The sequence below is a fragment of the Streptomyces sp. NPDC050315 genome, from assembly GCF_040655775.1.
Classification (GTDB): domain Bacteria; phylum Actinomycetota; class Actinomycetes; order Streptomycetales; family Streptomycetaceae; genus Streptomyces.
This window is the reverse complement of the sequence record NZ_JBFAKN010000001.1, coordinates 760828-785819: the sequence shown is the minus strand read 5'-3', so window position 1 is coordinate 785819 and position 24992 is coordinate 760828. Positions and strand designations below refer to the sequence as shown.

At 73.6% G+C, this 24992-nt stretch carries 26 protein-coding genes; 13 read left to right on the top strand and 13 right to left on the bottom strand.

Annotated elements, in window-relative coordinates:
* Positions 1-95: 95 nt before the first annotated feature.
* Positions 96-983 carry a universal stress protein gene (locus tag AB0I82_RS03520; protein ID WP_363255379.1) on the top strand — a complete coding sequence of 296 codons (888 nt, stop codon included), beginning with the start codon at positions 96-98 and terminating at the stop codon, positions 981-983.
* Here AB0I82_RS03520 and AB0I82_RS03515 read toward each other — a convergent pair whose 3' ends face one another.
* From AB0I82_RS03515 to AB0I82_RS03505, 3 genes are all read right to left on the bottom strand, one after another.
* Positions 984-2195: a metallophosphoesterase gene (locus tag AB0I82_RS03515; protein WP_363255378.1), complete on the bottom strand. Its 1212-nt coding sequence runs from the start codon at positions 2193-2195 to the stop codon at positions 984-986.
* A gap of 106 nt (positions 2196-2301) precedes the next feature.
* Positions 2302-2808, bottom strand: coding sequence for a DUF1990 domain-containing protein (locus AB0I82_RS03510; protein WP_363255377.1), 507 nt, complete (start codon positions 2806-2808; stop codon positions 2302-2304).
* Positions 2805-3650, bottom strand: coding sequence for a YndJ family protein (locus AB0I82_RS03505; protein WP_363255376.1), 846 nt, complete (start codon positions 3648-3650; stop codon positions 2805-2807). The genes AB0I82_RS03510 and AB0I82_RS03505 overlap by 4 nt, the downstream gene beginning before the upstream one ends.
* A 219-nt stretch (positions 3651-3869) precedes the next feature.
* Here AB0I82_RS03505 and AB0I82_RS03500 point away from each other — a divergent pair, with 219 nt between their 5' ends.
* Positions 3870-4325, top strand: coding sequence for a DUF3574 domain-containing protein (locus AB0I82_RS03500; protein WP_363255375.1), 456 nt, complete (start codon positions 3870-3872; stop codon positions 4323-4325).
* A 22-nt stretch (positions 4326-4347) separates the two neighbouring features.
* Here the strand turns inward: AB0I82_RS03500 and AB0I82_RS03495 are convergent, their stop codons facing one another.
* Positions 4348-5112: a crotonase/enoyl-CoA hydratase family protein gene (locus AB0I82_RS03495; RefSeq protein WP_363255374.1), complete on the bottom strand. Its 765-nt coding sequence runs from the start codon at positions 5110-5112 to the stop codon at positions 4348-4350.
* Positions 5109-6773 carry an acyl-CoA dehydrogenase family protein gene (locus AB0I82_RS03490; RefSeq protein ID WP_363255373.1) on the bottom strand — a complete coding sequence of 555 codons (1665 nt, stop codon included), beginning with the start codon at positions 6771-6773 and terminating at the stop codon, positions 5109-5111. Before AB0I82_RS03490 ends, AB0I82_RS03495 begins: the two co-directional genes overlap by 4 nt.
* A gap of 25 nt (positions 6774-6798) precedes the next feature.
* Here AB0I82_RS03490 and AB0I82_RS03485 point away from each other — a divergent pair, with 25 nt between their 5' ends.
* Positions 6799-7566, top strand: a complete 768-nt coding sequence (locus AB0I82_RS03485) for a PaaX family transcriptional regulator C-terminal domain-containing protein (protein ID WP_363255372.1) — start codon at positions 6799-6801, stop codon at positions 7564-7566.
* Between the two features lie 63 nt (positions 7567-7629).
* Here AB0I82_RS03485 and AB0I82_RS03480 read toward each other — a convergent pair whose 3' ends face one another.
* Positions 7630-8475 (bottom strand): triphosphoribosyl-dephospho-CoA synthase, encoded by an 846-nt coding sequence (locus AB0I82_RS03480; RefSeq protein WP_363255371.1) that lies wholly within the window; start codon positions 8473-8475, stop codon positions 7630-7632.
* A gap of 270 nt (positions 8476-8745) precedes the next feature.
* Between AB0I82_RS03480 and AB0I82_RS03475 the strand changes: the two genes are divergently transcribed.
* The 7 genes from AB0I82_RS03475 to AB0I82_RS03445 all read left to right on the top strand — a co-directional run bounded on the left by AB0I82_RS03475 (position 8746) and on the right by AB0I82_RS03445 (position 15142).
* Positions 8746-9141 (top strand): helix-turn-helix transcriptional regulator, encoded by a 396-nt coding sequence (locus tag AB0I82_RS03475; protein ID WP_363255370.1) that lies wholly within the window; start codon positions 8746-8748, stop codon positions 9139-9141.
* A 17-nt stretch (positions 9142-9158) separates the two neighbouring features.
* Complete coding sequence (modA, locus tag AB0I82_RS03470; RefSeq protein WP_363255369.1) at positions 9159-9965, top strand: molybdate ABC transporter substrate-binding protein; 807 nt, start codon at positions 9159-9161, stop codon at positions 9963-9965.
* The gene (locus AB0I82_RS03465; protein WP_363255368.1) at positions 9962-11896 is read left to right on the top strand and encodes an ABC transporter permease; all 1935 of its coding nucleotides are present in this window, start codon (positions 9962-9964) and stop codon (positions 11894-11896) included. Before modA ends, AB0I82_RS03465 begins: the two co-directional genes overlap by 4 nt.
* Positions 11897-12019: 123 nt before the next feature.
* Positions 12020-12253 (top strand): hypothetical protein, encoded by a 234-nt coding sequence (locus tag AB0I82_RS03460; protein WP_363255367.1) that lies wholly within the window; start codon positions 12020-12022, stop codon positions 12251-12253.
* Positions 12254-12459: 206 nt separating this feature from the next.
* Positions 12460-13128, top strand: coding sequence for a dienelactone hydrolase family protein (locus tag AB0I82_RS03455; protein WP_363255366.1), 669 nt, complete (start codon positions 12460-12462; stop codon positions 13126-13128).
* Positions 13128-14465: an erythromycin esterase family protein gene (locus AB0I82_RS03450; RefSeq protein ID WP_363255365.1), complete on the top strand. Its 1338-nt coding sequence runs from the start codon at positions 13128-13130 to the stop codon at positions 14463-14465. The genes AB0I82_RS03455 and AB0I82_RS03450 overlap by 1 nt, the downstream gene beginning before the upstream one ends.
* A 23-nt stretch (positions 14466-14488) precedes the next feature.
* A complete protein-coding gene (locus AB0I82_RS03445; protein ID WP_363255364.1) occupies positions 14489-15142 on the top strand; it encodes a phosphoribosyltransferase in 654 nt (217 codons plus the stop codon).
* On the opposite strand, the gene AB0I82_RS03440 is transcribed toward AB0I82_RS03445, so the two are convergent.
* The 3 genes from AB0I82_RS03440 to AB0I82_RS03430 form a co-directional block, all read right to left on the bottom strand.
* Complete coding sequence (locus AB0I82_RS03440) at positions 15114-16316, bottom strand: acyl-CoA dehydrogenase family protein (RefSeq protein WP_363255363.1); 1203 nt, start codon at positions 16314-16316, stop codon at positions 15114-15116. The genes AB0I82_RS03445 and AB0I82_RS03440 overlap by 29 nt on opposite strands.
* On the bottom strand, positions 16313-17266 hold the full coding sequence (locus AB0I82_RS03435) for a sulfite exporter TauE/SafE family protein (protein WP_363255362.1): 954 nt from the start codon (positions 17264-17266) through the stop codon (positions 16313-16315). Before AB0I82_RS03435 ends, AB0I82_RS03440 begins: the two co-directional genes overlap by 4 nt.
* A 140-nt stretch (positions 17267-17406) precedes the next feature.
* A complete protein-coding gene (locus AB0I82_RS03430; protein WP_363255361.1) occupies positions 17407-17865 on the bottom strand; it encodes an Rrf2 family transcriptional regulator in 459 nt (152 codons plus the stop codon).
* Between the two features lie 79 nt (positions 17866-17944).
* Between AB0I82_RS03430 and AB0I82_RS03425 the strand changes: the two genes are divergently transcribed.
* Complete coding sequence (locus AB0I82_RS03425) at positions 17945-18745, top strand: methyltransferase (RefSeq protein WP_363255360.1); 801 nt, start codon at positions 17945-17947, stop codon at positions 18743-18745.
* Here AB0I82_RS03425 and AB0I82_RS03420 read toward each other — a convergent pair.
* On the bottom strand, positions 18742-19665 hold the full coding sequence (locus AB0I82_RS03420; RefSeq protein WP_363255359.1) for an aminoglycoside phosphotransferase family protein: 924 nt from the start codon (positions 19663-19665) through the stop codon (positions 18742-18744). The genes AB0I82_RS03425 and AB0I82_RS03420 overlap by 4 nt on opposite strands.
* A gap of 53 nt (positions 19666-19718) precedes the next feature.
* Here AB0I82_RS03420 and AB0I82_RS03415 point away from each other — a divergent pair, with 53 nt between their 5' ends.
* Positions 19719-20408 (top strand): haloacid dehalogenase type II, encoded by a 690-nt coding sequence (locus AB0I82_RS03415; RefSeq protein ID WP_363255358.1) that lies wholly within the window; start codon positions 19719-19721, stop codon positions 20406-20408.
* Between the two features lie 4 nt (positions 20409-20412).
* On the opposite strand, the gene AB0I82_RS03410 is transcribed toward AB0I82_RS03415, so the two are convergent.
* Entirely contained in the window at positions 20413-23070 is a 2658-nt protein-coding gene (locus AB0I82_RS03410) for a glycoside hydrolase family 3 C-terminal domain-containing protein (RefSeq protein WP_363255357.1), read from the bottom strand.
* Between the two features lie 108 nt (positions 23071-23178).
* Between AB0I82_RS03410 and AB0I82_RS03405 the strand changes: the two genes are divergently transcribed.
* A complete protein-coding gene (locus AB0I82_RS03405; RefSeq protein ID WP_363255356.1) occupies positions 23179-23364 on the top strand; it encodes a hypothetical protein in 186 nt (61 codons plus the stop codon).
* 7 nt (positions 23365-23371) lie between these two features.
* On the opposite strand, the gene AB0I82_RS03400 is transcribed toward AB0I82_RS03405, so the two are convergent.
* Together AB0I82_RS03400 and AB0I82_RS03395 are read right to left on the bottom strand one after the other, a co-directional pair.
* Entirely contained in the window at positions 23372-24268 is an 897-nt protein-coding gene (locus AB0I82_RS03400; protein WP_363255355.1) for a fructosamine kinase family protein, read from the bottom strand.
* The gene (locus tag AB0I82_RS03395; protein ID WP_363255354.1) at positions 24265-24753 is read right to left on the bottom strand and encodes a low molecular weight protein-tyrosine-phosphatase; all 489 of its coding nucleotides are present in this window, start codon (positions 24751-24753) and stop codon (positions 24265-24267) included. The genes AB0I82_RS03400 and AB0I82_RS03395 overlap by 4 nt, the downstream gene beginning before the upstream one ends.
* Between the last annotated feature and the right edge of the window lie 239 nt (positions 24754-24992).

Below are 24992 nucleotides of genomic sequence, written 5' to 3'. Positions count from 1 at the left end.
CTTACGGTCATATTGGGTAAGGATGGGTACTGAGTACGGCGGGGTGTCCCCTCTCGTACGCGGCGCCCCCCCCACTCCGACGGATCGAGGAGATCGTGAACAGCACCCTTCCCGTCATCGCCGGCGTCGACGGCTCGGTGAACAGCCTCCGGGCGCTGGACTGGGCGGCCGGCGCGGCCCGGCTCGCCGGGGCCACGCTGCACGCGGTGCACGTCTGGCCGATCACCCCCATGCCGCGCGCGCTCGGCGACGCCCACCCGCACCCGGTCCCCGACCCGGGCGACCCCGTGCTGCAGAACGTCAGAAAGCACCTCGCCGAGCGCGCCGACGCACCCGAGACGCGGTACCTCTCCGCGCACGGCGCGTCCACCTCGACGCTGATCCGGCTGAGCGCCCAGGCCCGGCTGCTGGTCCTCGGCTCGCGCGGCCGCGGCGGCTTCGCCAGCCTGCTGCTCGGCTCGGCGGGCCGGGCCGCCGCCATGCGCGCCGCCTGCCCGGTCGTGGTCGTGCCCGACGAGCGGCGCGCGGAGCCGGGGGCCGGTACGCAGGGCCGGGTCGTGCTCGGGCTGCACCCGGAGGAGACCTCCGACGAGACGGTGGACTTCGCCTTCGCCGAGGCAGAGCGCCGCGACGCCGAGCTGCGCGTGGTCACCGCGTACCCGAACCCCTATCCGATGCTCATCGCCCCCGAGAGCCTGCCGCCCGGCAATCCCACGTCGGGCGAGCTGGAGGCCCACGCCAGTGTGCAGCAGGAGGAGCGGCTGCTCCCCTTCGTCGAGCGGCACTACCCGAAGGTGGCCGTCGACCGGGTCCTCGTACAGGGCGATGTGGCCGGCCGCCTGGTCGCCGCGTCCCGCGCCGCCGACCTGGTCGTGGTCGGCCGGCACCGCCGCCGGCTGCGCGACGGCGGCCTGATGGGCTCGGTCGCCAACGCGGTACTGCTGCACGGCCACTGCCCGACGGCGGTGATCCCCGTACGGTGATCAGCCCACGGCCACCGGCGCGGCACTCCGCGTACGATGCGCGAGCTTCGCCGTACGCGTGGGCACATCCACGGTGTACGCGTCGATGGTCATGCTCTTCGCGGACACCTTCAGCACCATGAATCCGTGGCTGGAGAAGTCCTGCCACTCCGCCGGCACGTCGAAGTGCGCCTTGCCGTCGCCCGTCTTCGAGGCCGCGCCGCACACGACCTGGCGCGTGCCGCCGGTGCGTACCGAGGGCTCCAGGATCTGCGACGTGTGGTCGTGCCCCGACAGGATCAGATCGGCCCGCCCGCACACCACCTCTTCGTACAGCTCCTTGAGGTGGACGCCGCTGGTGTAGTGCCCGAAGGTGAAGCCGTCGTACGAACCGGCGCTGCCGTGCTTGCCGTTGTTGAGGTACGGGTGGTGGCCGAGCACGACCTTCCACCGGGCCCGTGACTTCTTGAGAGCCCCCTCCAGCCACGCCCGCTGCTCCCGCATGTACGGGCCGTCCCAGTGGAAGTACGGGTCGGTCTGCACGACGTACGAGGACACCGGGGTGGTGTCCAGCGCGAAGAACTCGACGAGCGGGGCACCGTCGGCACCGGCGGGCAGCGCCACGCTGTAGTAGCGGCTCGGCATGTACCACCGCTTCGAGGTCGTCGCGTAGGCCACCTCCCGGTCGCCGCGCGCGGGGTCGCCGCCACTGCCGGGTATCAGCCCCGAGCAGTCGTGGTTGCCGAGGACCATCAGCCACGGCACGTCGATGCCGGTGTTGGGCTTCTCGAACTTGTCCTGGAATTCGGAGTCGTGTGCCGACTCGGGCCCGTTCTCGTAGATGTTGTCGCCCAGCCCGATGGCGAGTCCGATCTGCTCGTTCGCCATCAGGTCGCGCGCCGCGGCGGCCACCGCGTACTGGCCCTCCTCGCCCGTCCCGGCGTCCCCGGTGACCAGCACGGCGAACTCCCCGTTGCCGTTGGGCGCGGTGGGGAAGGGGTACTTCCCGTCCGCCGCCCGGTCCCGCGCCGCGGCCGGTGCGGCCGCCCCGTACGGCAGCACGGCGAGCGCGGCGCCCGCGACGGCGCCGCCCAGGAACGTGCGCCGGTTCAGGTTCAGCACGGGAGCGGTGCGCGTGGCGGCGGGGGTGGTCGGCTCCCCGCCGGGGACCGTGCCGCTCCGCACCCACTGGTCCTCGGTCATGTCCGCCTGCGGCGGAATCAGCTCACACATGCCAGGAGTTGTCTCATGACCTACTGGTCAGTTGGTGAAGATGTCATGGACACGAAGTGGATTTTCGGGGCTGTTGACGGAAGTTATGACACAGGGACACAGGCTCTTACTGAACGAGTCGGCGCAGCGTACGACCGCAGTGCCGGGCGTACGCCCGCTGGAACACCGGGATCAGCGGCCCGGCCAGCCGCGTGTACCAACTCGCCGCTCTGCTGAAGGCGGTGACCGTGAACCAGACGGACCCATCGGCCCGCAGCTCCGCGACGAAGGACTCCTCGCCGCATTCGGGATGGCCTTCCAGCGTCCCGTAACCGAAGCCGATGCGGTCGCTGTCGTACGTGCTCCACACCACCCGGCACGGCGCGGTGATGCGCAGCGGGCCGACGCCGAGGCCGCTCTCCACCGGCACACCCGGCTCGGCGTGCTCGGCGCCCGCCCGGATGCGGATGCCGGCCGCCCGGTGCATCCGGAAGGCCGTGATCGCCTCCCCGGCCCGCTCGAAGACGTCCCGGCCGTGGCCGAGCGGAACCTCGACGTGCAGATGGTGGTACCCGGCGGGGAGCGGGCCGTGCTGGGTGGCGCCGTGTTCGGGGTAGGTCAGTGCGGCGGTCATGCGCGCTCCTTCGAGCCGGTGGTGCGGTGGACGGAGGCCGGCAGGCGGTGCCAGGCGAGCAGCGCGCAGAGCGCGAAGCCCAGCGCGTTGCCCACGCCGTGGGTCGCGGCCATCCAGGTCAGGGTCGGGTGCGGCAGTCCGCTCGCCTCGCCCAGCGCCCAGCTCAGCGCCAGCAGCATGGTCGCCACGAGGACCGCGGCCGAGGCGGCGAGCAGCGCGCGGGTCGTGCGGTCGGCCGCCGCGGTCCGCAGTTCGCGCCAGGTGACCAGGGCGACCAGCCACATGCCGCAGCTGAGCACGGCGGCGCCCGCGAACTCCACCCACTCGCCGGTGAAGTACCCGGCCAGTACCAGCAGCGTGCCGGCCGGGACGCTGAGCGCCGCGTACCGCGCGGCGGGCGTGCCACCGGCCCGGCAGGCCAGCCCCGCCACCAGCGCGGCGGCGAACCCCGCGAAGTGGAAGTGCGGCACGGTCAGCGACAGCATGCGCAGCGAGAAGCCGAACAGCTCGGTGCCGTGCCGCTCGGCGACCAGTGCGACGCCCGCGATCGCCGGGGTGGCCAGCGCGGTGAGTACGGCGATCTCGCGCGGGACGAGCGAGCGGGTGCGGCGCAGCCGCCGGGGCGCGAGCAGGGCGAGGACGAGGGTGGCCGCGGCGTAACAGGCGGCGAGTGCGGTGGCGGCGGGGCCGCGCGGCAGCCACAGGCTCACCGCGCCGAGCGTAGCGGGCAGCCACCAGATCCGGCGCAGCCGCGCCGCGCCGGGCTCGCCGACCAGCGCGAGCCCCATCGGTATCACCGCCAGCATGCCCACCATGACGACGGTACGGACGATCAGGTCCATGTCTTCCCCCTGTCCTTGAACGCGTTCAAGTAGCGCTCATGGCAGACCGTACGCCGTCGCGTTGAACGCGTTCAAGCGGGGGGGTGGTGGTGAGGGGCTTGCGGGCGATTGGCTGAAAAAGTCCGGACATGCATGCGATGCCTGGTGCCGGCTCATGGCGGTCGGGCATCTTGAGCCGGATACCGTCGAATTCCTGCGAAGGGCAGTCCCTTGGCCTCGATGTTCCCGCCCCGTGTGCGTCTCGTGGTCCTCGCGGCGGCCACCGCCCTGCTCGGCGCCGCCGCGACCGCGTCGGCCCCCGCCCTTACGCCCGAGCCCGCCCCGGCGGACCGGCCCGCGGCCGGCCGGCCCTACATCGAGACCAGCCTCTTCTTCGGTACCGCGCATCCGGACGGCAGCCCGCCCGTCACCGACAAGCAATTCCGGGGTTTTGTGAATGAGTTCGTCACGCCCCGGTTCCCGGACGGGCTGACCGTTCAGGAGGGGGAGGGCCAGTACCGGGACGCGAACGGGACCATCGAGCGCGAGCGCTCCTACGAGCTGATCCTGTTCTACCCCACGGGCCAGGCGGGACCCAGCGGCCGCAAGATCGAGGAAATCCGCTCCGCCTACGAGAAGAAGTTCGCCCAGGAGTCCGTGGCCCGCGTCGACGATCCCACCAGCGTCGACTTCTGACGCCCGTTCCCGCGGGCCGCGCTCAGAGTTCCATCGCGCCGTGCCGCCCCGCGCCGGAGGTGAAGCGCGCCACGCCCTCCGCCGCATGGGCCAGGGACTCCTGCCCGTACCGCAGTTCGGCGGCCATCGCGTCCTCCTCGGAGCGCCCGGCCTGCTCCCGTACCGAAGCGCGGTCGCCGCGCAGGCACTCCTGCGGGAAGCGGGTGATCTCCGCCGCCAGCGCCTCGGCCTCCGCCCGGGCCCGCCCCTTCGGTACCACCCGGTTGGCGAGCCCCATCTCCAGCGCCTCGGCGGCCGGCACCGGGCGGCCGGTGAGGATCAGGTCCATCGCCCGGCTCTCGCCGATCAGCCGCGGCAGCCGGACCGTGCCGCCGTCGATCAGCGGCACGCCCCAGCGGCGGCAGAACACCCCGAAGACCGCGTCCTCCTCGGCCACCCGCAGATCGCACCAGAGCGCCAGCTCCAGGCCGCCCGCCACCGCGTACCCGCTGACCGCCGCGATCACCGGCTTGGACAGCCGCATCCGGGTCGGACCCATCGGCCCGTCCCCGTCCGGCGCGACCCGGTTGCCGCGCGGCGTGCCCATCGCCTTGAGGTCGGCGCCCGCGCAGAACGTGCCGCCCTCGCCCCACAGCACCGCCACCGACGCCGCCTCGTCGGCCTCGAACTCCCGGAAGGCTTCCGCGAGTTGCCGCGCCGTCACGCCGTCCACGGCGTTACGGGCCACCGGCCGGGACATGACGACCGTGGTCACCGCTCCGTGCCGCTCGACCCGTACCGGGCTCATCCCGCCGCCTCGGCGGGCGACTTGACGCGCGCCCGGGCCAGCACCCCGCCCAGGTCCGCGCCGACCGGCAGGGTGCCGAAGGCGTGGCCCCACTCGCCGCCCAGCCGCGAGGCGCAGAACGCGTCCGCGACCGCCGGGTCGCTGTGCCGGACCAGCAGCGCACCCTGGAGGACCAGCGTCAGCCGCTCCGCGAGCGTACGGGCCAGCAGCTGGGCCCGCTCCGGATCGGCCGGCTCCGGCAGCATCGCCTTCAGGCGGACGACCGCCGCGTCCAGCCGCGGGTCCGCGCCCGCCGCCGCGTCCACCTCGGCGAAGTACGCCTCCAGCCCGGCCGGTTCCTTGGCCAGCGCGCGCAGCACGTCCAGCGCCGCGACATTGCCCGAGCCCTCCCAGATGGAGAGCAGCGGGGCCTCCCGGTACAGCCGGGGCATCCCCGACTCCTCGACATAGCCGTTGCCGCCCAGGCACTCCAGGGCCTCCGCCGCGTGCGTCGCGCCGCGCTTGCACACCCAGTACTTGCCGGCCGCGAGCGCGAGGCGGCGCAGCGCGCCCTCGGCGGCGTCGCCCGCCTGCGCCCGGTCCACCGCCGCCGCCAGCCGCAGCCCCAGCGTCGTCGCCGCCTCCGACTCGATCGCCAGGTCCGCCAGCACCGACCGCATCAGCGGCTGGTCGGCCAGTTCCTTCCCGAACGCGCGGCGGTGCGCGGTGTGGTGCAGCGCCTGCCGCAGCCCGGCCCGCATCCCGGCGGCCGAGCCGAGCACACAGTCCAGCCGGGTCATGTTGACCATCTCCACGATGGTCCGCACCCCGCGCCCCGGCTCGCCCACCGGCCAGGCCACCGCCTCGTCGTACTCGACCTCGGAGGAGGCGTTGGAGCGGTTGCCGAGCTTGTCCTTCAGCCGCATCAGGTGGAAGCGGTTGCGGCTGCCGTCCGGGAGCACGCGGGGGAGGAGGAAGCAGGTCAGCCCCTCGTCCGTCTGCGCCAGCGTCAGGAAGACGTCGCTCATCGGGGCGGACGTGAACCACTTGTGGCCGGTGATGCGGTACGACCCGTCGGCGTCGCCCGTCGGCACCGCGCGCGTCGTGTTGGCCCGTACGTCCGAGCCGCCCTGCTTCTCCGTCATCGACATGCCGGCGATGAGCCCGGCCTTGCCCAGTGGCGGCCGCAGCCCGAAGTCGTACGTACGGGCCGCCAGCAGCGGCTCGTACTCCGCGGCCAGCGCGGGCGAGGCCCGCAGCGCCGGGACCGCCGCGTACGTCATCGAGATCGGGCAGCCGTGCCCCGGCTCGGCCTGCGACCAGACGTAGAACTTCGCGGCCCGCACGAGATGGCCGCCGGGGCGGTTCTCGACCCAGGGCGCGGCGTGCAGCCCCTGCTCCACCGCCACGGTCATCAGCTCGTGCCACGCCGGGTGGAACTCCACCTCGTCCACCCGGTGGCCGTACCGGTCGTGGGTGTGCAGCTTCGGCGGCTGCTCCTCCGCCTGCCGCGCCAGCTCCTGCACCTCCGCCGAGCCGGCCAGCGCGCCCAGCACCTGCACCTCGCGCTCGGCCCACCCGGCGCCCTCGCGATGCAGCGCCGCCAGCAGGGCCGGGTCGTCCGCCGCGCTGAACCCGGTGAGCGGCGGTGCCTGATTCAGGACTTCGTGGGTGTCCGTCATACGGGCGACATTACAGTTCTCGTACATGCGATGGAAGACTGTAAGGGTGCCTGCCATCGATTCACGCCTCGCCCTGCGGCCGCTCACCGCGCGCTCCGTCGTGCTGAGCACCCTCCTCGGTCACCACCCGCCCCGACTGCCCGCGCGCGCCCTGGTCAGGGTCGGTGAGCTCTTCGGGATCGCTGAGGGCACCGTCCGGGTCGCCCTCTCGCGCATGGTCGCGGCCGGTGACCTGCGGCAGAGCGACGGTTCGTACGGGCTGACCGCGCGCCTCCTGGAGCGCCAGGCCCGCCAGGACGAGAGCCGCGTGCCGCGCACCGTGCCCTGGGCGGGCGACTGGGAGATCGCGCTGGTCGCCGGCGCGGAGCCGCGTACCGCAGCGGACCGCACCGCGCTGCGCCAGGCCATGGCGGCGCTCCGGCTCGGCGAGCTGCGCGAGGGCAGCTGGCTGCGGCCCGCCAACCTCGACCGGCCGCGGCCCGCCGTCGCCGTCGAGCAGTGCACCTGGCTGACCGGCACGCCCGACGGCGACCCCGCGGCGCTCGCCGCCCGGCTGTGGGACCTGGCCGGCTGGTCGGCGCGGGCCCGCACGCTGCTCGCGGCGCTCGGCCGGGCCGCCACCCCCGCCGACCGCTTCACCGTCTCCGCCGCGATCCTCCGCCACCTCCTCACCGACCCCCTCCTCCCGGACGCGCTGCTGCCCGGGGACTGGCCGGGGCGTGAACTCCGCGCCCGTTATGGGGAGTTCGAGGCGGAGCTGAGCGAGCTGCTCCGCCGCCACGCGGAGGGATGACGGCGAGGAGGGATGAGGGCGGGGCGGGCCAGGAGCCGCGGGAAGGCCCGCCCCGCCCGGCTCTCACGGCCCCGGCGTCAGGCCGTCCGTACCGAACGTGAAGTCCAGGAACAGGGCGGCGGACAGCACCGCATGGCTGCCGCGCGGGGTCAGCAGCGGATCGCGCATCCGCAGGTGGAGGCGGTCCAGGGCCTCCTGGCCCGCCGGGCAGCCGTAGCCGCCGGCCCGCACCACGTCCCGGGCGTCCATCTGGACCGACAGCAGCGCCGCGGGCCCGCCCTCGTGCAGCAGAGAGGTGTCGTCGAGCGTCGCCATCAGCGTGAGCAGCGCGTCCATCCGCGCGGCGATCTCGGGCCTGCCGTGCGCCCGGGACTCCCGCAGCGCGGGCAGCGCCACCCGCCGCACATGCGGAAAACCGGACCCCGCCTGGCCGGTCGCGCCCGGTACATGGAAGTGCAGCCGGGCCCGGCCGCCCGCCGTCTCGACGGGCTTGGGCGCGCCGTCGTACGGCATCCGGGCCAGCGTCGCGGCCGCCGCGCAGGCGGTGTAGCCCGAGCGGCAGCCGGTGGCGGCGGCGCCCGCGACGAGCAGGCCGACGGCCCACAGCTCGCCCCGGTGCCGTGCGGCCTCCGCCGGGAGCTGTTCGCCGAGCCGGCCGAGCTCGGCACGCAGGTGGCGGTCGAGGGGGCGGCCGTCGGCGGTCTCGGCCAGCGCGGCGAAGACCGGGCGGAGCGCCGGTATGGAGCGGAATTCGGCGGCGGGATCGCCGGAGTCGTGCGGCGTGCCCGCATCGGGGATCCGCGGCAGCCGGGCCCGCGCCGTGCACGCGGCCACCGCGAGATCCGCGAGGAGGTGCGGGGTGACCGGGGGAGCGAGGCGGGCGGGCGAGGTCGGCGCTGGCCTGAGCATCGTCGGTGCCTTCCGTCGTACGGGTCGGTCGGTCGAGGGGGACGCTGAGCGCGTCCCGAGCCTGTGATGCCGCCCGTGACGACCCGCTACGCGGGACTTTCGTCCCTGATGCCCGGCCCGTATGTCCCCCTTTCGTACGCGCCGCTTCGCGCGATCTTGTACGGCTTGCACGCGCGATCTTGTGCGATCGCACCACCCGGCTCGCATCTGCTAAGCCCAATCCACAGTCTTCCTTGCAGGTGAGAGGGCAGCTGCCATAACGTGCCGCACATGCAGTCCTACACGATCGGCCAGGCGGCGCGGCTGCTCGGCGTCAGTGCCGACACGGCACGCCGCTGGGCGGACGCCGGCAAGGTCCCCACCCATCGGGACGAGGCCGGCCGCCGGCTGATCGACGGCCGTGACCTGGCCGCGTTCTCCACCGAGCTCGCCAAGAGCGGCCCCGGCGAGGACGAGCCCGCCGCCACTTCCGTGCGCAACGCCTTCCCCGGCATCGTCACCGCGATCAAGCTCGGCGATGTCGCCGCACAGGTGGAGATCCAGGCGGGTCCGCACCGCCTGGTCTCGCTGCTGACCCGGGAAGCGGTGGAAGAGCTGGGGCTGGAGGTCGGCATGCGGGCCACCGCGCGCGTGAAGTCGACCAACGTCCACATCGACCGGGCCTGAGCCCCGAGGAGTACGCCATGCCCCGCCCCCGTACGACCGGCCTCCGTACGACCGGCCGCCGGCGCACCGCCGCCGCCACCGCGCTCTGCGCCGCCCTGATCGTGCCCCTCGCCGCAGGCTGCGGCGGGTCCGGCGACGAGGCGTCCGGCGGTGGCCAGAAGACCACGATCAAGGTGCTCGCCGCCGCCTCGCTCACCGACGTCTTCAAGAAGGCCGGTGCCGCGTACGAGAAGAGCCACCCGGGCACCATCGTGAAGTTCTCCTACGCCGGCTCGCAGCAGCTCGCCGCCCAGGTCAAGCAGGACTTCCCGGCGGACGCGCTGGTCACCGCCGACACCAGGACGATGGACGGCCTCAAGGGGCGGACCGGCACTCCGGTGACCATCGCCCACAACCGCCTGGTGATCGCCACCGGCAAGGGCAATCCCAAGAAGGTGACGGACCTCAAGGACCTCACCGACAGCAAGCTCAAGGTCGTGCTCGCCGCGCCCGAGGTCCCGGTCGGCCGCTACAGCCAGCAGGTACTGGACAGGCAGCACCTCAAGGTGAAGCCGGTCTCCCAGGAGCAGGACGTGCGCGGCGTGCTCAGCAAGGTGGAGCTCGGCGAGGCCGACGCGGGCATCGTCTACGCCACGGATGCGAAGACCGCCCCCGACAAGGTCGACGCGGTGCCGGTCCCCGACGATCAGAACGCCGTCGCCGCCTACCCGGCCGCCACCCTCAAGGTCTCCGAACACAAGAAGCAGGCCGACTCCTTCGTGACGTGGCTGCGGTCGGCGAAGGCGCAGCAGATCCTGCGCGACGCCGGGTTCCAGAAGCCGTGAGGCCCTCCGTGCGCCGGGCGCCGCTCGCACTGGCCGTACCCGCGGTGCTGGCCGTGGCGTTCCTGTTCGTTCCGCTGGCCGGTGTCCTGGTCCGTACGACCTGGTCGGACCTGGGCGCGCATCTGACGGCGCCCGGCGTCACGGAAGCGATGTGGCTCTCGCTGGCCGTCGCCTGCTGGGCACTGGGCCTCTCGCTGCTGCTCGGCGTGCCGCTCGCCTGGCTGCTGGCCCGGGTGGACTTCCCCGGCAAGGCGCTGGTCCGCTCGCTGGTCCTGCTGCCGATGGTGCTGCCGCCGACCGTGGGCGGCGTCGCGCTGCTGCTCGGCTTCGGGCGGCGGGGACTGCTCGGCGGAGTACTGGAGGACTGGTTCGGCGTCCAGCTGCCGTTCCACACCTCCGGTGCGGTCATCGCCGCGACGTTCGTGTCGATGCCGTTCCTGGTGATCAGCCTGGAGGGCGCGCTGGCCGGGCTGCACGCCCGGTACGAGGAGACCGCGGCCTCCCTCGGCGCGGGCCCCTTCCGCGTCTTCTGCACGGTCACCCTGCCCATGGTCGCCCCGGGGCTGGCCGCCGGCGCCGCGCTCACCTGGGCCCGCGCGCTGGGCGAGTTCGGCGCCACGATCACCTTCGCCGGCAACCTCCCCGGCGTCACGCAGACCCTGCCGCTCCAGGTCTACCTGCTGCTCCAGGACAGCCCCGAGGCCGCGACCTCGGTCTCGCTGCTGCTCCTGGCCGTGGCGATGGCCGTACTGGTCGCGCTGCGCGGGCGCTGGTCGGTGGGCGCCACGGCGAAGGCGCGTACGGGAGCGGCCGCGGCCGACGACGGTACGGGCGCGCCGCCCGCCGATGCGCCGCCGGAGGTGCCTTTCGAGGAGCTCCCGGCGGACGCCCCGGCCTGGCCGCTGCACGCCGACGTCACCGGCTTCACCCGCCTCACCCTCGACGCCGGGCCGGGCACCACCATCGCCGTCGTCGGCCCCAACGGCGCGGGCAAGACCACCCTGCTGCGCGCGCTTCTCGGGCTCACCCCGCGCGCCCATGCCGCGCTGACCCTCGGGGACGACGAGGTCACCGCCCTGCCGCCGCACCGCCGCGGGGTCGCCTGGGTACCGCAGGACGGCGCGCTCTTCCCGCACCTCACCGCGCTCGGCAACACCGCGTACGGGCTCCGCGCCCGCGGCGTGCGCCGTGCGGAGGCCCGGCGCACGGCCCAGCAGTGGCTGGACCGGCTCGGCGTCGGCCACCTCGCACACCGCCGTCCGGCCGGCCTGTCCGGGGGGCAGGCCGGCCGGGTCGCGCTGGCCAGGGCGCTGGCGGCCGGGCCCCGGCTGCTCCTCCTCGACGAGCCGCTCGCCGCGCTCGACCAGACCACCCGCGCGCACGTCCGGCACACCCTGCGGCAGCACCTCGCCGGCTTCCGCGGCGTCTGCCTGCTCGTCACCCACGACCCGGTCGAGGCGGTCTCGCTGGCCGACCGGGTCCTGGTACTCCAGGACGGCAGCACCCTCCAGGACGCCGCGCCCGCCGAGGTCTCCCGGCATCCCCGCTCGCCCTGGGTGGCCCGGATGCTCGGGCGCAACGCCTGGCCCGGCACGGCCACCGCCGACGGCCTCGCACTCGCGGGCCGCCCCGGCCGGCTCACCGCGGCCGAGCCGCTGGAGAAGGGCACGGAAGCGCTCGCGATCATCGGCCCCGAGGCGGTGTCCGTGCACCGCGTCCGCCCCGGCGGCAGCCCGCGCAACGTCTGGCCCGGCCGGGTCCGCGAACTCACCGCATCCGGCAGCCGGCTGCGCGTCCTCGTCGGCTCCCCGGAAGTCCCCGACCTCGTCGCCGAGATCACCCACCAGGCCGCCGCCGAACTGGACCTGCGCGACGGCACGGACGTCTGGATCAGCGTGAAGGCCACGGAGGTCACCCTCGTACCGGTGTGACGCCCCGTCACGCCCGGTGGCTGTTATGCGGCGTTTGGACCGGACGGCAGCGGAAACCCGCAACGCGCGCCGCTGGGCCCGAGCGGCGGTTCCTGTCCACGAGGTGAGGTGGAGGTAGTCACCATGACCAGCAGCAAGGAAACCGGCGAGTTCACCGGTACCAAGGACAAGAACTACAACCTGCTCTGGTACACCGAGACGTGCCTGAACAACGCCCTGCGGATGGAGACGTACATCCAGGACGCGGAGCGGGAGAAGGACACCGAGCTCGCGGAACTGTTCCGCAAGGCCCAGGCCGACAGCCGCAAGGGCGCCGAACTGGGCAAGCAGCTGCTCCGCGGCAGGCTCGGCGACTGACCAACGGGACCGACAACGGGACCGACGACCGGACCGACGACCAGGTGTCGGGTGGCGCTCTGCGGAGGGCCGCCCGACACCGCCCGGTCCAGCGCGGTTCTTTTGCCCGTTTCGCCGGGAAGCGTACGATCTTCCGTGGAGGGCTACCCGTGTCCGCAGGCGAGAGCACGCGAGCGCACGCGAGCGAGAGAGCGGAAGGCAGTCCGATGACCTTCGAAGAATCGGTGTCCGTACCGGCCGGCGCCGCCGCCCTGACCGGCGACCTGCGGGTACCCGAATCGGCCCATGCGGTCGTCGTCTTCGCGCACGGCAGCGGGAGTTCCCGGCACAGCCCGCGCAACCGCGGCGTCGCCGCCTACCTGGAAGCCTCCGGCCTGGGCACCCTGCTGATGGACCTGCTGACGGAAGAGGAGGACCGGGTCGACGAGGTGACCCGCGAGCACCGCTTCGACATCCGCCTGCTCGGCGAGCGGGTGGTCGCGGCGGTCGACTGGCTCGGCAGCCACCCGGTCACCGAGCGGCTGCGGCCGCACCTCTTCGGCGCCAGTACCGGATCGGCAGCCGCCCTGGTGGCCGCCGCCGCCCGCCCCGAACGGGTGGCGTCCGTCGTCTCCCGCGGCGGGCGCCCCGACCTCGCGGGCGACGCGCTCCGGCAAGTACAGGCCCCGGTCCTGCTGATCGTGGGCGGCCACGACGAATCCGTACTGGACCTGAACCGGCAGGCCGCCGCCGAGCTCTCCGCGCCGAACCACCTCCACGTCATCCCCGGCGCCACCCACCTCTTCCCCGAGTCCGGCGCCCTGGACCAGGTCGCCGTCGCGGCTCGGGACTGGTTCCTGGCGCCGGGAGAGCCACTGCACGAGCTGGGCACCTGATGAGCACAGCGCTCGCGGAGGTCACCGCCCGCGCCCGGCCCCTGACCGGCCCCGAGTCGCTGGACCCGCTGCTGGACCGGATCGGCGACGCGCGGTACGTCCTGGTGGGCGAGGCGTCGCACGGTACGGCCGAGTTCTACCACTGGCGCGCCGAACTGACCCGCCGTCTGCTCACCGAAAAGGGCTTCTCCTTCGTCGCGGTGGAAGGGGACTGGCCGGACTGTCAGGACGTGCACTGCTCGGTCACCGGAGCGCCCGGGGCGCCCGCCGACCCGGCCGACGCGCTCGCGGACTTCCGCCGCTGGCCGGCCTGGATGTGGGCCAACACCGACGTGGCCCGCTTCGCCCGCCGGCTGCGCGCCCACAACGACGCACTGCCCCCGGACCGCCGCGTCGGCTTCTACGGACTGGACGTCTACAGCCTCTGGGAGTCCCTGGACGCCGTACTGAGCCATCTGCGGGAGCACGACCCCGGCCGGGTGGACCAGGCCCTGGAGGCGTACCGCTGCTTCGAGCCGTACGACGAGGACCCGCAGAGCTACGCGCTGGCCACCCGCCTGGTGCCCAGCGGCTGCGAGCCCGAGGTGATCCGGCTGCTGGTCGCGGTCCGCGAACGGGCGCAGCGCGCGACGGCCGCCGACGGAAGCCTGGCCGACCTCGCGGCGCGGCAGAACGCGGAGGTACTGGCCGGGGCCGAACGGTACTACCGCGCGATGGTGCGCGGCGGCCCCGACTCGTGGAACGTGCGCGACCACCACATGGCCGACACCCTCGACCGGCTGATGGACCATCACGGCCCGCACGCCAAGGCGGTGGTGTGGGAACACAACACGCACGTCGGGGACGCCCGCGCCACCGACATGGCCGAGGCGGGGCTGGTCAACGTCGGGCAACTGGTGCGCGAGCGGCACGCCGCCGACGGCGTCGTCCTCGTCGGATTCGGGTCCTACGAGGGCACGGTGACGGCGGGCGAGAGCTGGGGCGCCCCGCCGCGCACCATGACGGTGCCCGCCGCCCGGCCCGGCAGTACCGAGGAGCTGCTGCACCGGGCGCTGCCCGGCGGCGCGGCGCTCTTCTTGCTGACCCCGTCGCCCGGCACGCCCGGCGAACAGCCGCCCCCGGGCCCCGGCCACTGGACGCGGATGCCGCGCGACCACCGGGCCATCGGCGTGGTCTACCGCCCGGAGCGGGAGAAGTGGGGCAACTATGTCCCGACCGTGCTCGACGAGCGGTACGACGCGTTCCTCTTCCTGGACACCACCCGGGCGCTCACCCCGCTGCCCCGTCAGCACCCGGCCGACACCGGCGAGGAGGAGACCTGGCCGACCGGCCAGTGATCGACTTGAAAGGCAGGACAGTCATGCGCTTCACGGACCGAAGAGACGCCGGCCGGCAGCTCGCGGAGCGGCTGCGGCAGCACCTCACGGCGGACCGGCCCGACGCGCCGGACGGGCCCCTCGTACTGGCCCTGCCGCGTGGCGGGGTGCCGGTCGCCGCCGAGATCGCCCGCGAACTGGGCGCGCCGCTGGACGTCTTCATCGCCCGCAAGATCGGCGCCCCGGGCCAGCCCGAACTGGCCGTCGGCGCCCTCGCGGGCGAGGATCCCCCGGTCTTCGACCGCCGCGCGCTGCAGTTCCTCGGCCTGGCCGAGGACGAGCTGGCCGCCGACGTGGCCCGCGAGCGGACCGAACTGCACCGCCGCGAGGACCTCTACCGCGGCCAACGCGCCGAGCCCGTCCTCACCGGCCGCACGGTGATCCTCGTCGACGACGGCCTGGCCACCGGCATGACGGCCACGGCGGCCCTGCGCAACCTGCGCCGCCGCGGCCCCGCCCGCGTCGTCCTCGCCGTACCGGTCGCCTCCCCGGCCACGGCCGACGCGCTGGCCCAGGAGGCCGACGAGGTGGTCTGTCTGAGCAGGCCACCGGACTTCCGTGCGGTCGGCGAATGGTACGAGGACTTCACCCAGGTCTCCGACGAGCACGTCATCGAAGCGCTGCGGGCGGCCACATGAGGTCGGCGCGTGCGCCGTTGAGGTAGTGGGCGCCGATGTCGCGGAGGCGGTGGGCGGGGGAGCCGCGGGTGGTGAGGGCCCGGGCGTTGCGCCAGAAGCGGTCGAAGCCGGGGTCGGTCGCGGGTGAGCGGTCCGGGGTTCCGGCGGTGAGTTCGAGGACGCGCGTGGTGATGTGCAGCGCCGACTCGGTGGCGACGGCCTCGGCGGCGGCGACGAGGAAGGCGATCTCCGCGCGTTCGTCGGGGCCGAGCCCCGGGCCCGCCAGGAGACCCTGCGCCATCGCGTCCGTCGCGTGGCCGACGACGGACGACGCGCTGTGCGCCGAGGTCGCCAACTCGCCGTAGGCGAGCAGCAGATAGGGGTCCTCGTCGGGGGACACCCGGCTGATGTCCCGCGCCTCCGCCAGCGCCCCCTCGGCATTGCCCAGCCCGACGTGGAGCAGGACGAGCCGGAGGGCGAGCGGCGCGAGCGCGGTGTAGGGCGAGACGGTGTACTCGTCCTCCAGTACGGTGCCGAGCACCTGCCCGGCCGCCACCGGCACCTCCTCGCAGCCCACCGTGGCGGCCCCGGTGAGCCGCTGACCGAGCCGCCCTTCGGGAGCCTCCGGACAGACGGTGGTGAACGCCGGATCCACGACCACGATCACCGACTCGCCACTGTCGGCGTGCACCGCGGAGAGCAGCAGCCGGTCGGCGACGCCCGCACCCGCGGCGAGCGCACGCTGACCATTCAGCACGTACTTCCGTCCCGCCCGCTTCCCGACGGGCGTGAGCAGCAGCCCGTCCCCGGCCGGCGTGCCGGGCGCCTCGGTACTGCCCGCCCAGAGCCACCGCTCGCGCGCCGCCCGGGACTCGACGCGGGCCGCGTGCTGCTGCGCGCCGAAGAGCCGGGGGCCCCAGGACAGTACGTAGTGGCGGGCGAGGAGTTCGGCGACGGAGCTGTCGGCCGCGGCGATCTCCCGTACGGCCGCGCAGGCGGTACCCCAGTCGGTGCCGCGCCCGCCCGGGCCGGGCGGCGCGAGGAAGCCCGGCAGGCCGGCCTCGCGCAGCCGGGAGACCTCCTCGAACGGCGGCTTGCCCGCCCGGTCCCGGGCGTTCGCGTCGACGGCGAGGTCGTCGGCGAGCTCCCGTACGGCGCGCGGCGCCGCGGAGTACGGGGCCATCGGGCCGGTCACCGCCCCGTCGTACCGGCTTCGGCGGGCCGGGCCTCTGCCGCGTCCACCGCGTCCACCGCGTCCACCGCGGGCCGCGGTGCGGTCCGGGCGGTGCGGCGGTGCTCCTTGACCGAGTATCCGACGGCGGCCGCCCACAGCGCGTAGACCAGTCCGTACACCGTCCACTGGGTGGCGTCACCGGCGGCCAGCCAGTCGCTCCGCAGCAGGGTGCGGATGTTGGTGAGCACGATGAGCCCGCCGACCGCCGAGCCGAGGATGCGCGGCGGTACGTGGCGGACCAGCCAGGCGGCGATCGGCGCGGCGACGAGCCCACCGGCCAGCAGGGCCACGGCCCAGAGCCAGTTGACGCCTTCCGAACCGAGGCCGACGAAGAAGCCGACGCTGGCCGCGACCGCCACCAGGAACTCGCTGGTGTCGATGGAGCCGATGACCTTACGGGGTTCGAGGCGGCCGCTGGCCAGGATCGCCGGCGTGCCGACCGGCCCCCAGCCGCCGCCCCCGGTGGCGTCCAGGAACCCGGCGACCAGCCCGAGCGGGGAGAGGAACCGCTTGCGCAGCGGCTTGTCGAGGTTCCCGGTGGGCAGCCCGGCGAGCGTGAACCTGGTCAGCACGTACAGGCCGAGCCCCAGCAGCAGGAGGGCCATTACCGGTTCCGCGAGCTCGGTGGAGAGGGCGGAGAGGAAGGTCGCGCCCGCGAAGGCGCCGACGGCCCCGGGGATGCCGATCTTCAGCACGACGCGCCAGTCGACGTTGCCGAAGCGCCAGTGCGCCGCACCCGAGGCGAGGGTGGTGCCGATCTCGGCGAGATGGACGGTGGCGGACGCGGCCGCCGGGTTGGTGCCCACGGCGAGCAACAAGGTCGTGGAGGTGACGCCATAGGCCATGCCCAGACTCCCGTCCACGAGTTGGGCTCCGAGCCCGGCCAAGGCCAACAGGATCAGCGTACGCACGACTACCCCCACGGTTTCCCTATGTTTCCCACTGGATTGGTAGGGATACTGACCGCGAAAAGCTTCATCAGCAAGGGGCTGTTCAAACTATGGACTCGCCCGTCTCTCTATCCGAGACCAGCGCGCCCCGAGGCGATCCCTCAGGGATTCGTCCACGCCTCCGGCGACTCGGTCAACCCGAGGATCTCCGGGGGGAGTTGGGCCGACGCGACATCGGCCAGCGAGACCCCGTCCAGGATCTGGCGGACGTTGGCGCGCAGTGCGACCCAGAGCGGCAGCAGCGACTCGGCGGGTCCGGTGTACGACAGTTCCGGCGGCCGGACCCCGCGCACCGACACCAGCGGCCCCTCCACCGCGCGGATGACTTCCGCGATGCTGATCGCCTCGGCCGGCCTGGCCAGCCGGTAACCACCGTTGCCGCCGCGCTGACTCCGGACCAGCCCGCTCCGGCGCATGTCGTTCAGGATGCCTTCGAGGAACTTGTGCGGAATCTCCTGGGCGGCGGCGATGGCCTCGGCCTTCAGCGGCCCGTCGTCGGTGGAGGCGGCGAGCTGCAGCGCGGCCCGTACCGCGTAGTCCGCCCTGGCTGAGATGCGCATACCCGCATTATCCCGCACGGCCGGGGCGCGCAGGGCCGCCCGGCGTCCGGTCTCGCGGCCCGCGTCCTACGATCGTCCGGTGGCGCACACGAACGACGACGGATACCTCTTCGACAACCAGCAGTCCGAGGCAGGCCGGCGCTTCGACGCGCTGTCCGAACTCTTCGACCCGGTCACCTTCCGGCATCTGACGGCGGTGGGCGTGGCCGAGGGCTGGCACTGCTGGGAGGTGGGGGCCGGCAGCCCCGGCGTCCCGGCCTGGCTGGCCGCGCGGACCGGCCCGTCCGGCCGCGTACTGGCCACCGACATCGACACCTCCTGGATGCCGGCGGACGCCGCGTTCGAGGTCGCGCGCCACGACGTGGGTACGGAGGAGCCGCCGGCCGGGCCGTTCGACCTGGTGCACGCCCGGCTGGTCCTCGTGCACGTACCGGAGCGCGCGGCCGCCCTCGAAGCGATGGTGCGTGCGCTGCGGCCGGGCGGCTTGCTCGTATTGGAGGACGCCGACCCGGCGCTGCAGCCGCTGAGCTGCCTGGACGAGTACGGGCCGGCGCAACGGCTGGCCAACCGCCTGCGGCGCGGCTGCCGCGAACTGCTCGCCCGGCGCGGCGCCGACCTGGCGTTCGGCCGCACCCTGCCCCGGCTGCTGCGCGAGTCGGGCCTCACCGAGGTAACGGCCGACGCTTACTTCCCCATCACCTCCCCGGCCTGCACCACCCTGGAGGCCGCGACCATACGCCAGCTCCGCACCCGCCTGACCGACGCGGGCCTGGCCACCGACGAGGAAATCGACACCCACCTCGCCAACATCGCCACCGGCGAACTCGACCTGACGATGGCACCCCTGATCTCGGCGTGGGGGCGCAAGGCGGGCGGCTAGGGGCGGAAGCCGGGCGGCTGAGCGCCGGTACCGCCGTGTCGGTGGGCGTGGTCGGTCAGGAGTTCCTCGATGACATGGCGGGCGATGGTCGCCATGACCGGATTCGTCGTCCGGTAGTACCGCAGTTCGGCGAGGGCGACCGACAGCGCCCAGCCGCGCCCCCGTGCCCAGGCCGCGTCGTCGGCCGCCACGGCGGTGCGGAAGACGGCCCGGGCTTCGGCGGGCAGGAGGTACCACGCCGCGATCAGGTCGACCGCCGTGTCGCCCAGCCCCAGGCACCCGAAGTCGATGACGGCGCTCAGCCGTCCGTCCTCGACCAGGACGTTCCCCGGCTGCAGATCCGCGTGGATCCACACCGCGGGCCCGGTCGGCCCGGGCGCCCGCAGCGCCTCCTCCCACGCGGCGACCGCCATCCCGGTATCGATGACCCCGCACAGCGCTGCTGCATCACCACGCGTCGCGGCGTTCCGCGCCGTCAGGGGCTCACTGCGATACGAGGGCGGCCCGTCGGCGGTATCGATCCCGCGCAGCGCGCCGACGAACTCGGCCAGGTCCTTGGCGAAGAGGCCGGGATCGGGTCCGAGTCCCGGTGCGGACTCGGTGCGGCCCGGGAGCCACCGGTAGACGGACCAGTGCCAGGGATACCCTTCGCCGGGCACCCCCTTGCCCAGCGGTACCGGAACGGCGACCGGCAACCGCGGGGCGAGCCGCGGCAGCCACCGGTGCTCCTTCGCGACATCGTCGGCGGAACCCGCGGCGCGCGGCAGCCGCACGACCATGTCCCCGCCGAGCCGGTACATGGCATTGGACGTACCCGCCGAATCCACCGGCTCGACGGCAAGCCTCGCCCACCGCGGGAACTGCGCGCCGACCAGCCGTCGCACGAGATCCACGTCGATCCGGCACCCGCCGTCCTGCATGAGCCCCCCTCGGACCGGGAATCAAGGTGGCTGCCCGCCGCGTTCGGCCAACTATGTCACTGTCAGAGATCGATGCCCTCGTGTTCGACGTGCTCGGCACGCTCGTCGACGAACCCGCCGGTATCCGCGCCGGCATCCGTGCGCTCGACCCGTCGCTCGACGATCCCAGGGTCGAGCAGCTGCTTTCGCTGTGGCAGCAGCACATCGAACGCGAGCAGCGTCGGATGCTCGACGGCGCCCGGCCCTACCTCCCCAGCGACGCCCTCGACCTGGAAGCCGCCCGGCTCGTCGCCGACGCCGCCGGGGTCGACGACCCGACCGCCGTAGTGGCGCTGGCCCGCTCCGGTCGCCTGCTCGCACCGTGGCCCGACACCGTGGCAGGGCTCGCCCGGCTCGCCGAACGGTTTCCGGTGATCGGACTCTCCAACGCGAGCCGGACGGCGCTGCTGGAACTCAACGCTTACGCCGGACTCCGCTGGCACCAAGCGCTGTCCGCCGAAGACGCGCGGGCCTACAAGCCGGACCCGGCGGTCTACCGGCTGGCCGTCACCGTCTCCGGACGGCCGCCGGAGCGGCTGCTGATGGTCGCCGCCCACGCCTGGGACCTGCGTGCGGCGCAGAACCAGGGCCTTCGTACCGCCTACATCGCCCGCCCCGTGGGCGACCCGCCCACCCCCTCGGACCGGTTCGACCTGCGCGCCGCCGACCTGACCGAGCTGGCCGGCCAACTCGGCGACGCTTGAGGGGTCAGCGGTCGCCGGGTGTGCCCGTCCCTGTGAGGCGGATGTCGCGGGAGGAGGAGCCGACGTACAGCGGGCGGGGGCCCGTGGGGAGTACCCAGCCTTGTTTGTCGGTGTTCCAGTACGAGAGTTGGCGGGCGGAGATGCGCAGGGTGACGCGGTGGGACTCGCCGGGGGACAGGTCCAGGCGGTCGAAGCCGACCAGGGACTTCGCTGCCATTTCGACGGGCGCGTCGGCGGCCGGGCCGACGTAGACCTGGGGGACCTCGGCGGCCCTGTGTCGGCCGCGGTTGGTCACCGTGAAAGCGACCTCCAGGCCGTCGCCCGCGCCGCGCACCGACAGGCGGTCGTAGCCGAACTTCGTGTAGGACAGGCCGTGGCCGAAGGGGAAGAGCGGTTCGATGCCTGCCCGGTCGAAGTGCCGGTAGCCGACGAAGATGCCCTCGCTGTAGGTGACGGTGTGGTCGACGCCGTAGTACCGCTCGGGGTGGGCGGGGTCGAGTACCGGGTGGTCCGCTTCCCGCCGCGGATAGGTGACGGTGAGCTTTCCGCCGGGTACGGCCTTGCCGAGCAGCAGGTCGGCCGTGGACCAGCCGCCTTCCTGGCCGACGTAACCGGCCAGCAGGATTGTGCCGACCCTGTCCCGCCACGGCATGGTGACCGGGTCGCCGACGTTGAGGACGACGATGACGTTGCGGTTCGCCGCGGCGACCGCCTCGATCAGCTCGTCCTGGTGGGAGGGGAGGGCGAGGGAGGTGCGGTCGCCCGAGCCGCCGGTGGTGCCGCCGGAGCCGTTGAAGGCGAAGACGACTGGCGTGTGCACCTTCTTGGCGAGCCGGGCCGCGGCCTCGATGTCGGTGGCGCGCTGCTCCGGGGTGACCCAGGCGAAGCGCACCTGGACCGGGCCCCGGCCGTGGACGTCCTTCGCCCAGCCGGTGGCGGTGATCTGGATCCTGTACTCCTTGCCGGCCTCCAGCCGCGCCGTGCCCTCGCCGTTGTCGAGGCCGTCCGTGGTCGGCACGATGCTCGACCACTTGCGGGCGAAGCCGTCGCGGGCGGTGCCGGCGGCGGTGATCTCCCGGCCGTCCAGGGTGAGTTTCGCCGCCGCACCCCACGCCTGGATCCGCAGCGCGTACTCGCCGCTGCTCGGCGGCGTCAGCGTGCCGGTCCAGGAGCAGGAGGTGCCTGCCGGAAGCGCCTTGTCGGCGGTGAAGTCGACGGCCGGGTCCACGACGGTCGCGCCGCCGTCCGCGGGCTTGCGGGTCAGGCCGGGTCCCGCGCCACTCGCCGGGGTGAGGACCGAGGCCGGTACAGCAGTGCCGGTGAGATCCACACCGACCGAGTACGCGATGTCGTGGCCGTCGCCGAGCGTCTTCTTCAGCGCGTCGAGCGGGCTGACCATGCGGTCCTCGAAGCCGTAGGCCCGCTCGCCGGCCACGGAGACCGCGACCTGCGCGGCCGTCGGACCGATCAGCGCGAGCGAGTCGAGCGCGGACCGGCTCAGCGGCAGGCCGCCGTCGTTCGCCAGCAGAACGGCGCCCTGGGTGGCGACCTTGCGTGCGGTGCGGGCGCCGGCCTCGACGTCGATGGCCTGCGGCGCCGGCTTGCGGGTGCCGTCCAGCATGCCGAAGCGGTCGTACTGGCCGAGGATGCGGCCGACGGCGGTGTCGAGGGCGGACTCGGGGATGGTGCCGTCCTCGATCGCCTTCTTCAGCGGGGCGCCGAAGAACGAGCCGTCCGGCATCTGCATGTCGAGGCCGTCCTCGACGGAGATGCTGTGCGTGGCGCCCCAGTCGGAGGTGACGAAGCCGGCGAAGCCCAGCTCGCCGCGGAGGATGCCGGTCAGGGTCGTTCTGTTCTCCGCGTTCCACTCGCCGTTGAGGTGGTTGTAAGCCGCCATGATGGAGGCGACACCGGCTTGCACCACGGCTTCCCAGGCGGGCAGATAGATCTCGTGCAGGGTGCGGTCGTCGACCCGGAAGTCGAAGTTGGCCGCCGGGTCGTCGGGGCGGGTCCGGTCGAACTCGCCGTAACGCTGGTTGTTGGCCAGGTAGTGCTTGGCCTGGGCGAGCATGTCCTGCGCCTGGATCCCCTGGACCTGGGCCGCGGCGAGCTGTCCGTTGAGGTACGGGTCCTCGCCCGTCTGGTCCTTGTTGCGGCTGAAGTACGGCGCGCGGGAGAGCTCCATCTGCGGGGCGAGTTGCAGGTCCAGGCCCAGGGCGCGGCCCTCGCGGCCGAGCAACTCGCCGTATTCGCGGGCCAGTTCGCGGTCGAAGGAGGCGGCGAGGGTGGCCACGGGAGGCAGGCCGGTGGCCGAGGCGACGACGTTGACGCCGGCCGGGCCGTCGGTCAGGCGGAGTTCGGGTATGCCGAGGCGCGGTACGCCGGGGAGGTAACCGGCCTGGCCGAGCCGTTCGGGGTCGGTCGCGCCGTGGACGAGGGAGATCTTCTCGTCGAGGGTGAGGCTGCCGATCAGCTTCTTGATCCTGCGGTCGGTGGTGGTGTTTGCCGCGGCGGCCGGCGCGGCCGCGCCGAGCGGTCCCATGGCGGCGAGCAGGGCGACGGCGGCCGCGGTGCCGCCGAACTGCTTGAGGAGAGCGCGGCGGCTGTGCCCCGAACCGGCGGGCGTGGCCGGCGGCGGGGTGTGGTCCGAGGGGGCAGGCACGAGGAGGTCTCCGATCCCGGACAGGGGGTTGGGGCCGCTGCCGTGACTTCGGAACTTGAAGCGTGCGAACGCCGCAGCAGGGCTTGATTAGCGGCGATTGTTGAGGCGTTGACGAAAGCAGTCAAGAGATCTTGCAAAATCGCGCTGACCGGCCCGGTGGAGGTTCACTACTTGAACATCTCGGACAAGATCGAAGCGGTACATCCGCAGACGCTCGCCTGCCACCATGGCAGCGTCAAGGCGGTGAAGGGCGGCACGTATCTGCAGGCACTGCCGCCGGATAGCGGCAGCTGACGCACTGTCAGAGGGCCAGCGCTGCCCGGGATGCCGCGAGTGCCTGCTCGGCGTAGCCGCGGCCGAAGAGCACCGCGTGCACCAGCAGGGGGAAGAGCTGATGCAGGCCGATGCGGTCCGCCCAGCCGTCGGCGAGGGGCGCCGCGTCCTGGTAGCCGTCCAGTATCCGGTCCAGGTGCGGGCAGCCGAACAGGTGGAGCATGGCCAGGTCGGTCTCGCGGTGTCCGCCGTGCGCGGCCGGGTCGATCGGCCAGGCATGGCCGTCGGCGCCCCACAGCACATTGCCGTTCCACAGGTCGCCGTGCAGCCGGGCGGGTGGCTCGGCAGGGCCCGCCAGGTCGGGCAGCCGCTCCACCACTCGCTCGATCACGGCTGCCTCGTTGGGCCGTACCGTGCCGTCGTCGACCGCGCGGCGCAGGTAGGGCAGCACCCGGTACTCGCCGTACCAGCGCGGCCAGTCGGTGCCGGGGACGTTGCGCATCGGGGCCAGTCCGATGGTGGCGTCCTCGGGCCCGCCGGGCGGCGGGGCGCCGAACGCGGGGGCGCCGGCGGCGTGCAGGGCGGCCAGGTCGCGGCCGAGGCGGGCCGCGGCCGCCGCGCTCGGCCGGCCGGACGCCACCCGGTCCATCACCAGCCAGCGCCCGTCCTGGCCGTGCAGCGCCGGGAGCCGGACCGTGCCGGACTCGGCCAGCCAGCGCAGCCCGGCCGCCTCGGCCCGCACCGCGCCGGGGTCGTCGCCGCGCTTGACCATCACCGTTTGCCCGCCGTCGAGTGTCACCTCGGCGAGCGCGGAAGACATCCGCCGCTCATGGCGCACCGGCCGCCCGGTGAGCCGGGCCGCCACGGCCCCCGGGCCCTCGTCACCCCCGGCCGCCGGACCGGCGGCCGTCGGCCCCGCGGTCATGCGTCGTCCAGACGCTCGCGCCCCGAGTCCAGACGCTCGCGCACCCAGGCGAGCAGCCCGGGCGTCGCCGCTTCGATCATCGCCAGCATCTCGTCGAAGCCCTCCGGGCCGCCGTAGTACGGGTCGGGGACCTCCCGCTCGTCCGCGGCCTGCGGGTCGAAGGACCTCATCAGCCGGATGCGGGACGGATCCGTCACCATGCGCCGCAACGCCTTTTCATGGCCGCGGTCCATCGCCACGAACAGATCGGCGTCCAGATGCTCGGCACCGGTCTGGGCCGCGATGTGCCGGGTCGGATAGCCGTGCCGGGCCAGCACCTCGCCGGCCCGCTCGTCGATCGGCTCACCGACGTGCCAGGGGCCGATGCCGGCGCTGCTGACCCGTACCGCGCCGTCCAGGCCCGCCCGGCGCAGCTGCTCGCCGAAGACGAGCGCGGCCGAGGGGGACCGGCAGATGTTCCCGCTGCAGATGAAACAGATGTGCATCGCTCCAGGGTATGGCCGCTGCCTCCGGTGCCGCCGTACCGGGCGGCCGACCGAGGACGGCCGCGAAAACCCATGACGTACCCGGCGCGGAACTTCAATAGACTGACGGAGCGATGACGAAAACGGGGGCAAAACGGGGGGCAGAGGTTGTGGACACCGTGCAGGTGACGCGGCCCGTCGCAGCGAGCGGAAGTATCCCGTCGCAACGGGAGTTGTGCTGAACGCTGCCCGCGTCGCCC

Excerpts from the sequence above, each read along its gene's own strand:
- AB0I82_RS03450 (WP_363255365.1), top strand. The coding sequence starts at position 13,128 with ATGAGCACAGCGCTCGCGGAGGTCACCGCCCGCGCCCGGCCCCTGACC.
- AB0I82_RS03430 (WP_363255361.1), bottom strand. The coding sequence starts at position 17,865 with ATGCGCATCTCAGCCAGGGCGGACTACGCGGTACGGGCCGCGCTGCAG.
- AB0I82_RS03505 (WP_363255376.1), bottom strand. The coding sequence starts at position 3,650 with ATGGACCTGATCGTCCGTACCGTCGTCATGGTGGGCATGCTGGCGGTG.
- AB0I82_RS03460 (WP_363255367.1), top strand. The coding sequence starts at position 12,020 with ATGACCAGCAGCAAGGAAACCGGCGAGTTCACCGGTACCAAGGACAAG.
- AB0I82_RS03420 (WP_363255359.1), bottom strand. The coding sequence starts at position 19,665 with ATGCAGGACGGCGGGTGCCGGATCGACGTGGATCTCGTGCGACGGCTG.
- AB0I82_RS03515 (WP_363255378.1), bottom strand. The coding sequence starts at position 2,195 with ATGTGTGAGCTGATTCCGCCGCAGGCGGACATGACCGAGGACCAGTGG.
- modA (WP_363255369.1), top strand. The coding sequence starts at position 9,159 with ATGCCCCGCCCCCGTACGACCGGCCTCCGTACGACCGGCCGCCGGCGC.
- AB0I82_RS03395 (WP_363255354.1), bottom strand. The coding sequence starts at position 24,753 with ATGCACATCTGTTTCATCTGCAGCGGGAACATCTGCCGGTCCCCCTCG.
- AB0I82_RS03455 (WP_363255366.1), top strand. The coding sequence starts at position 12,460 with ATGACCTTCGAAGAATCGGTGTCCGTACCGGCCGGCGCCGCCGCCCTG.
- AB0I82_RS03490 (WP_363255373.1), bottom strand. The coding sequence starts at position 6,773 with ATGACGGACACCCACGAAGTCCTGAATCAGGCACCGCCGCTCACCGGG.
- AB0I82_RS03475 (WP_363255370.1), top strand. The coding sequence starts at position 8,746 with ATGCAGTCCTACACGATCGGCCAGGCGGCGCGGCTGCTCGGCGTCAGT.
- AB0I82_RS03500 (WP_363255375.1), top strand. The coding sequence starts at position 3,870 with ATGTTCCCGCCCCGTGTGCGTCTCGTGGTCCTCGCGGCGGCCACCGCC.
- AB0I82_RS03480 (WP_363255371.1), bottom strand. The coding sequence starts at position 8,475 with ATGCTCAGGCCAGCGCCGACCTCGCCCGCCCGCCTCGCTCCCCCGGTC.
- AB0I82_RS03485 (WP_363255372.1), top strand. The coding sequence starts at position 6,799 with ATGCGATGGAAGACTGTAAGGGTGCCTGCCATCGATTCACGCCTCGCC.
- AB0I82_RS03415 (WP_363255358.1), top strand. The coding sequence starts at position 19,719 with ATGTCACTGTCAGAGATCGATGCCCTCGTGTTCGACGTGCTCGGCACG.
- AB0I82_RS03510 (WP_363255377.1), bottom strand. The coding sequence starts at position 2,808 with ATGACCGCCGCACTGACCTACCCCGAACACGGCGCCACCCAGCACGGC.
- AB0I82_RS03400 (WP_363255355.1), bottom strand. The coding sequence starts at position 24,268 with ATGACCGCGGGGCCGACGGCCGCCGGTCCGGCGGCCGGGGGTGACGAG.
- AB0I82_RS03445 (WP_363255364.1), top strand. The coding sequence starts at position 14,489 with ATGCGCTTCACGGACCGAAGAGACGCCGGCCGGCAGCTCGCGGAGCGG.
- AB0I82_RS03495 (WP_363255374.1), bottom strand. The coding sequence starts at position 5,112 with ATGAGCCCGGTACGGGTCGAGCGGCACGGAGCGGTGACCACGGTCGTC.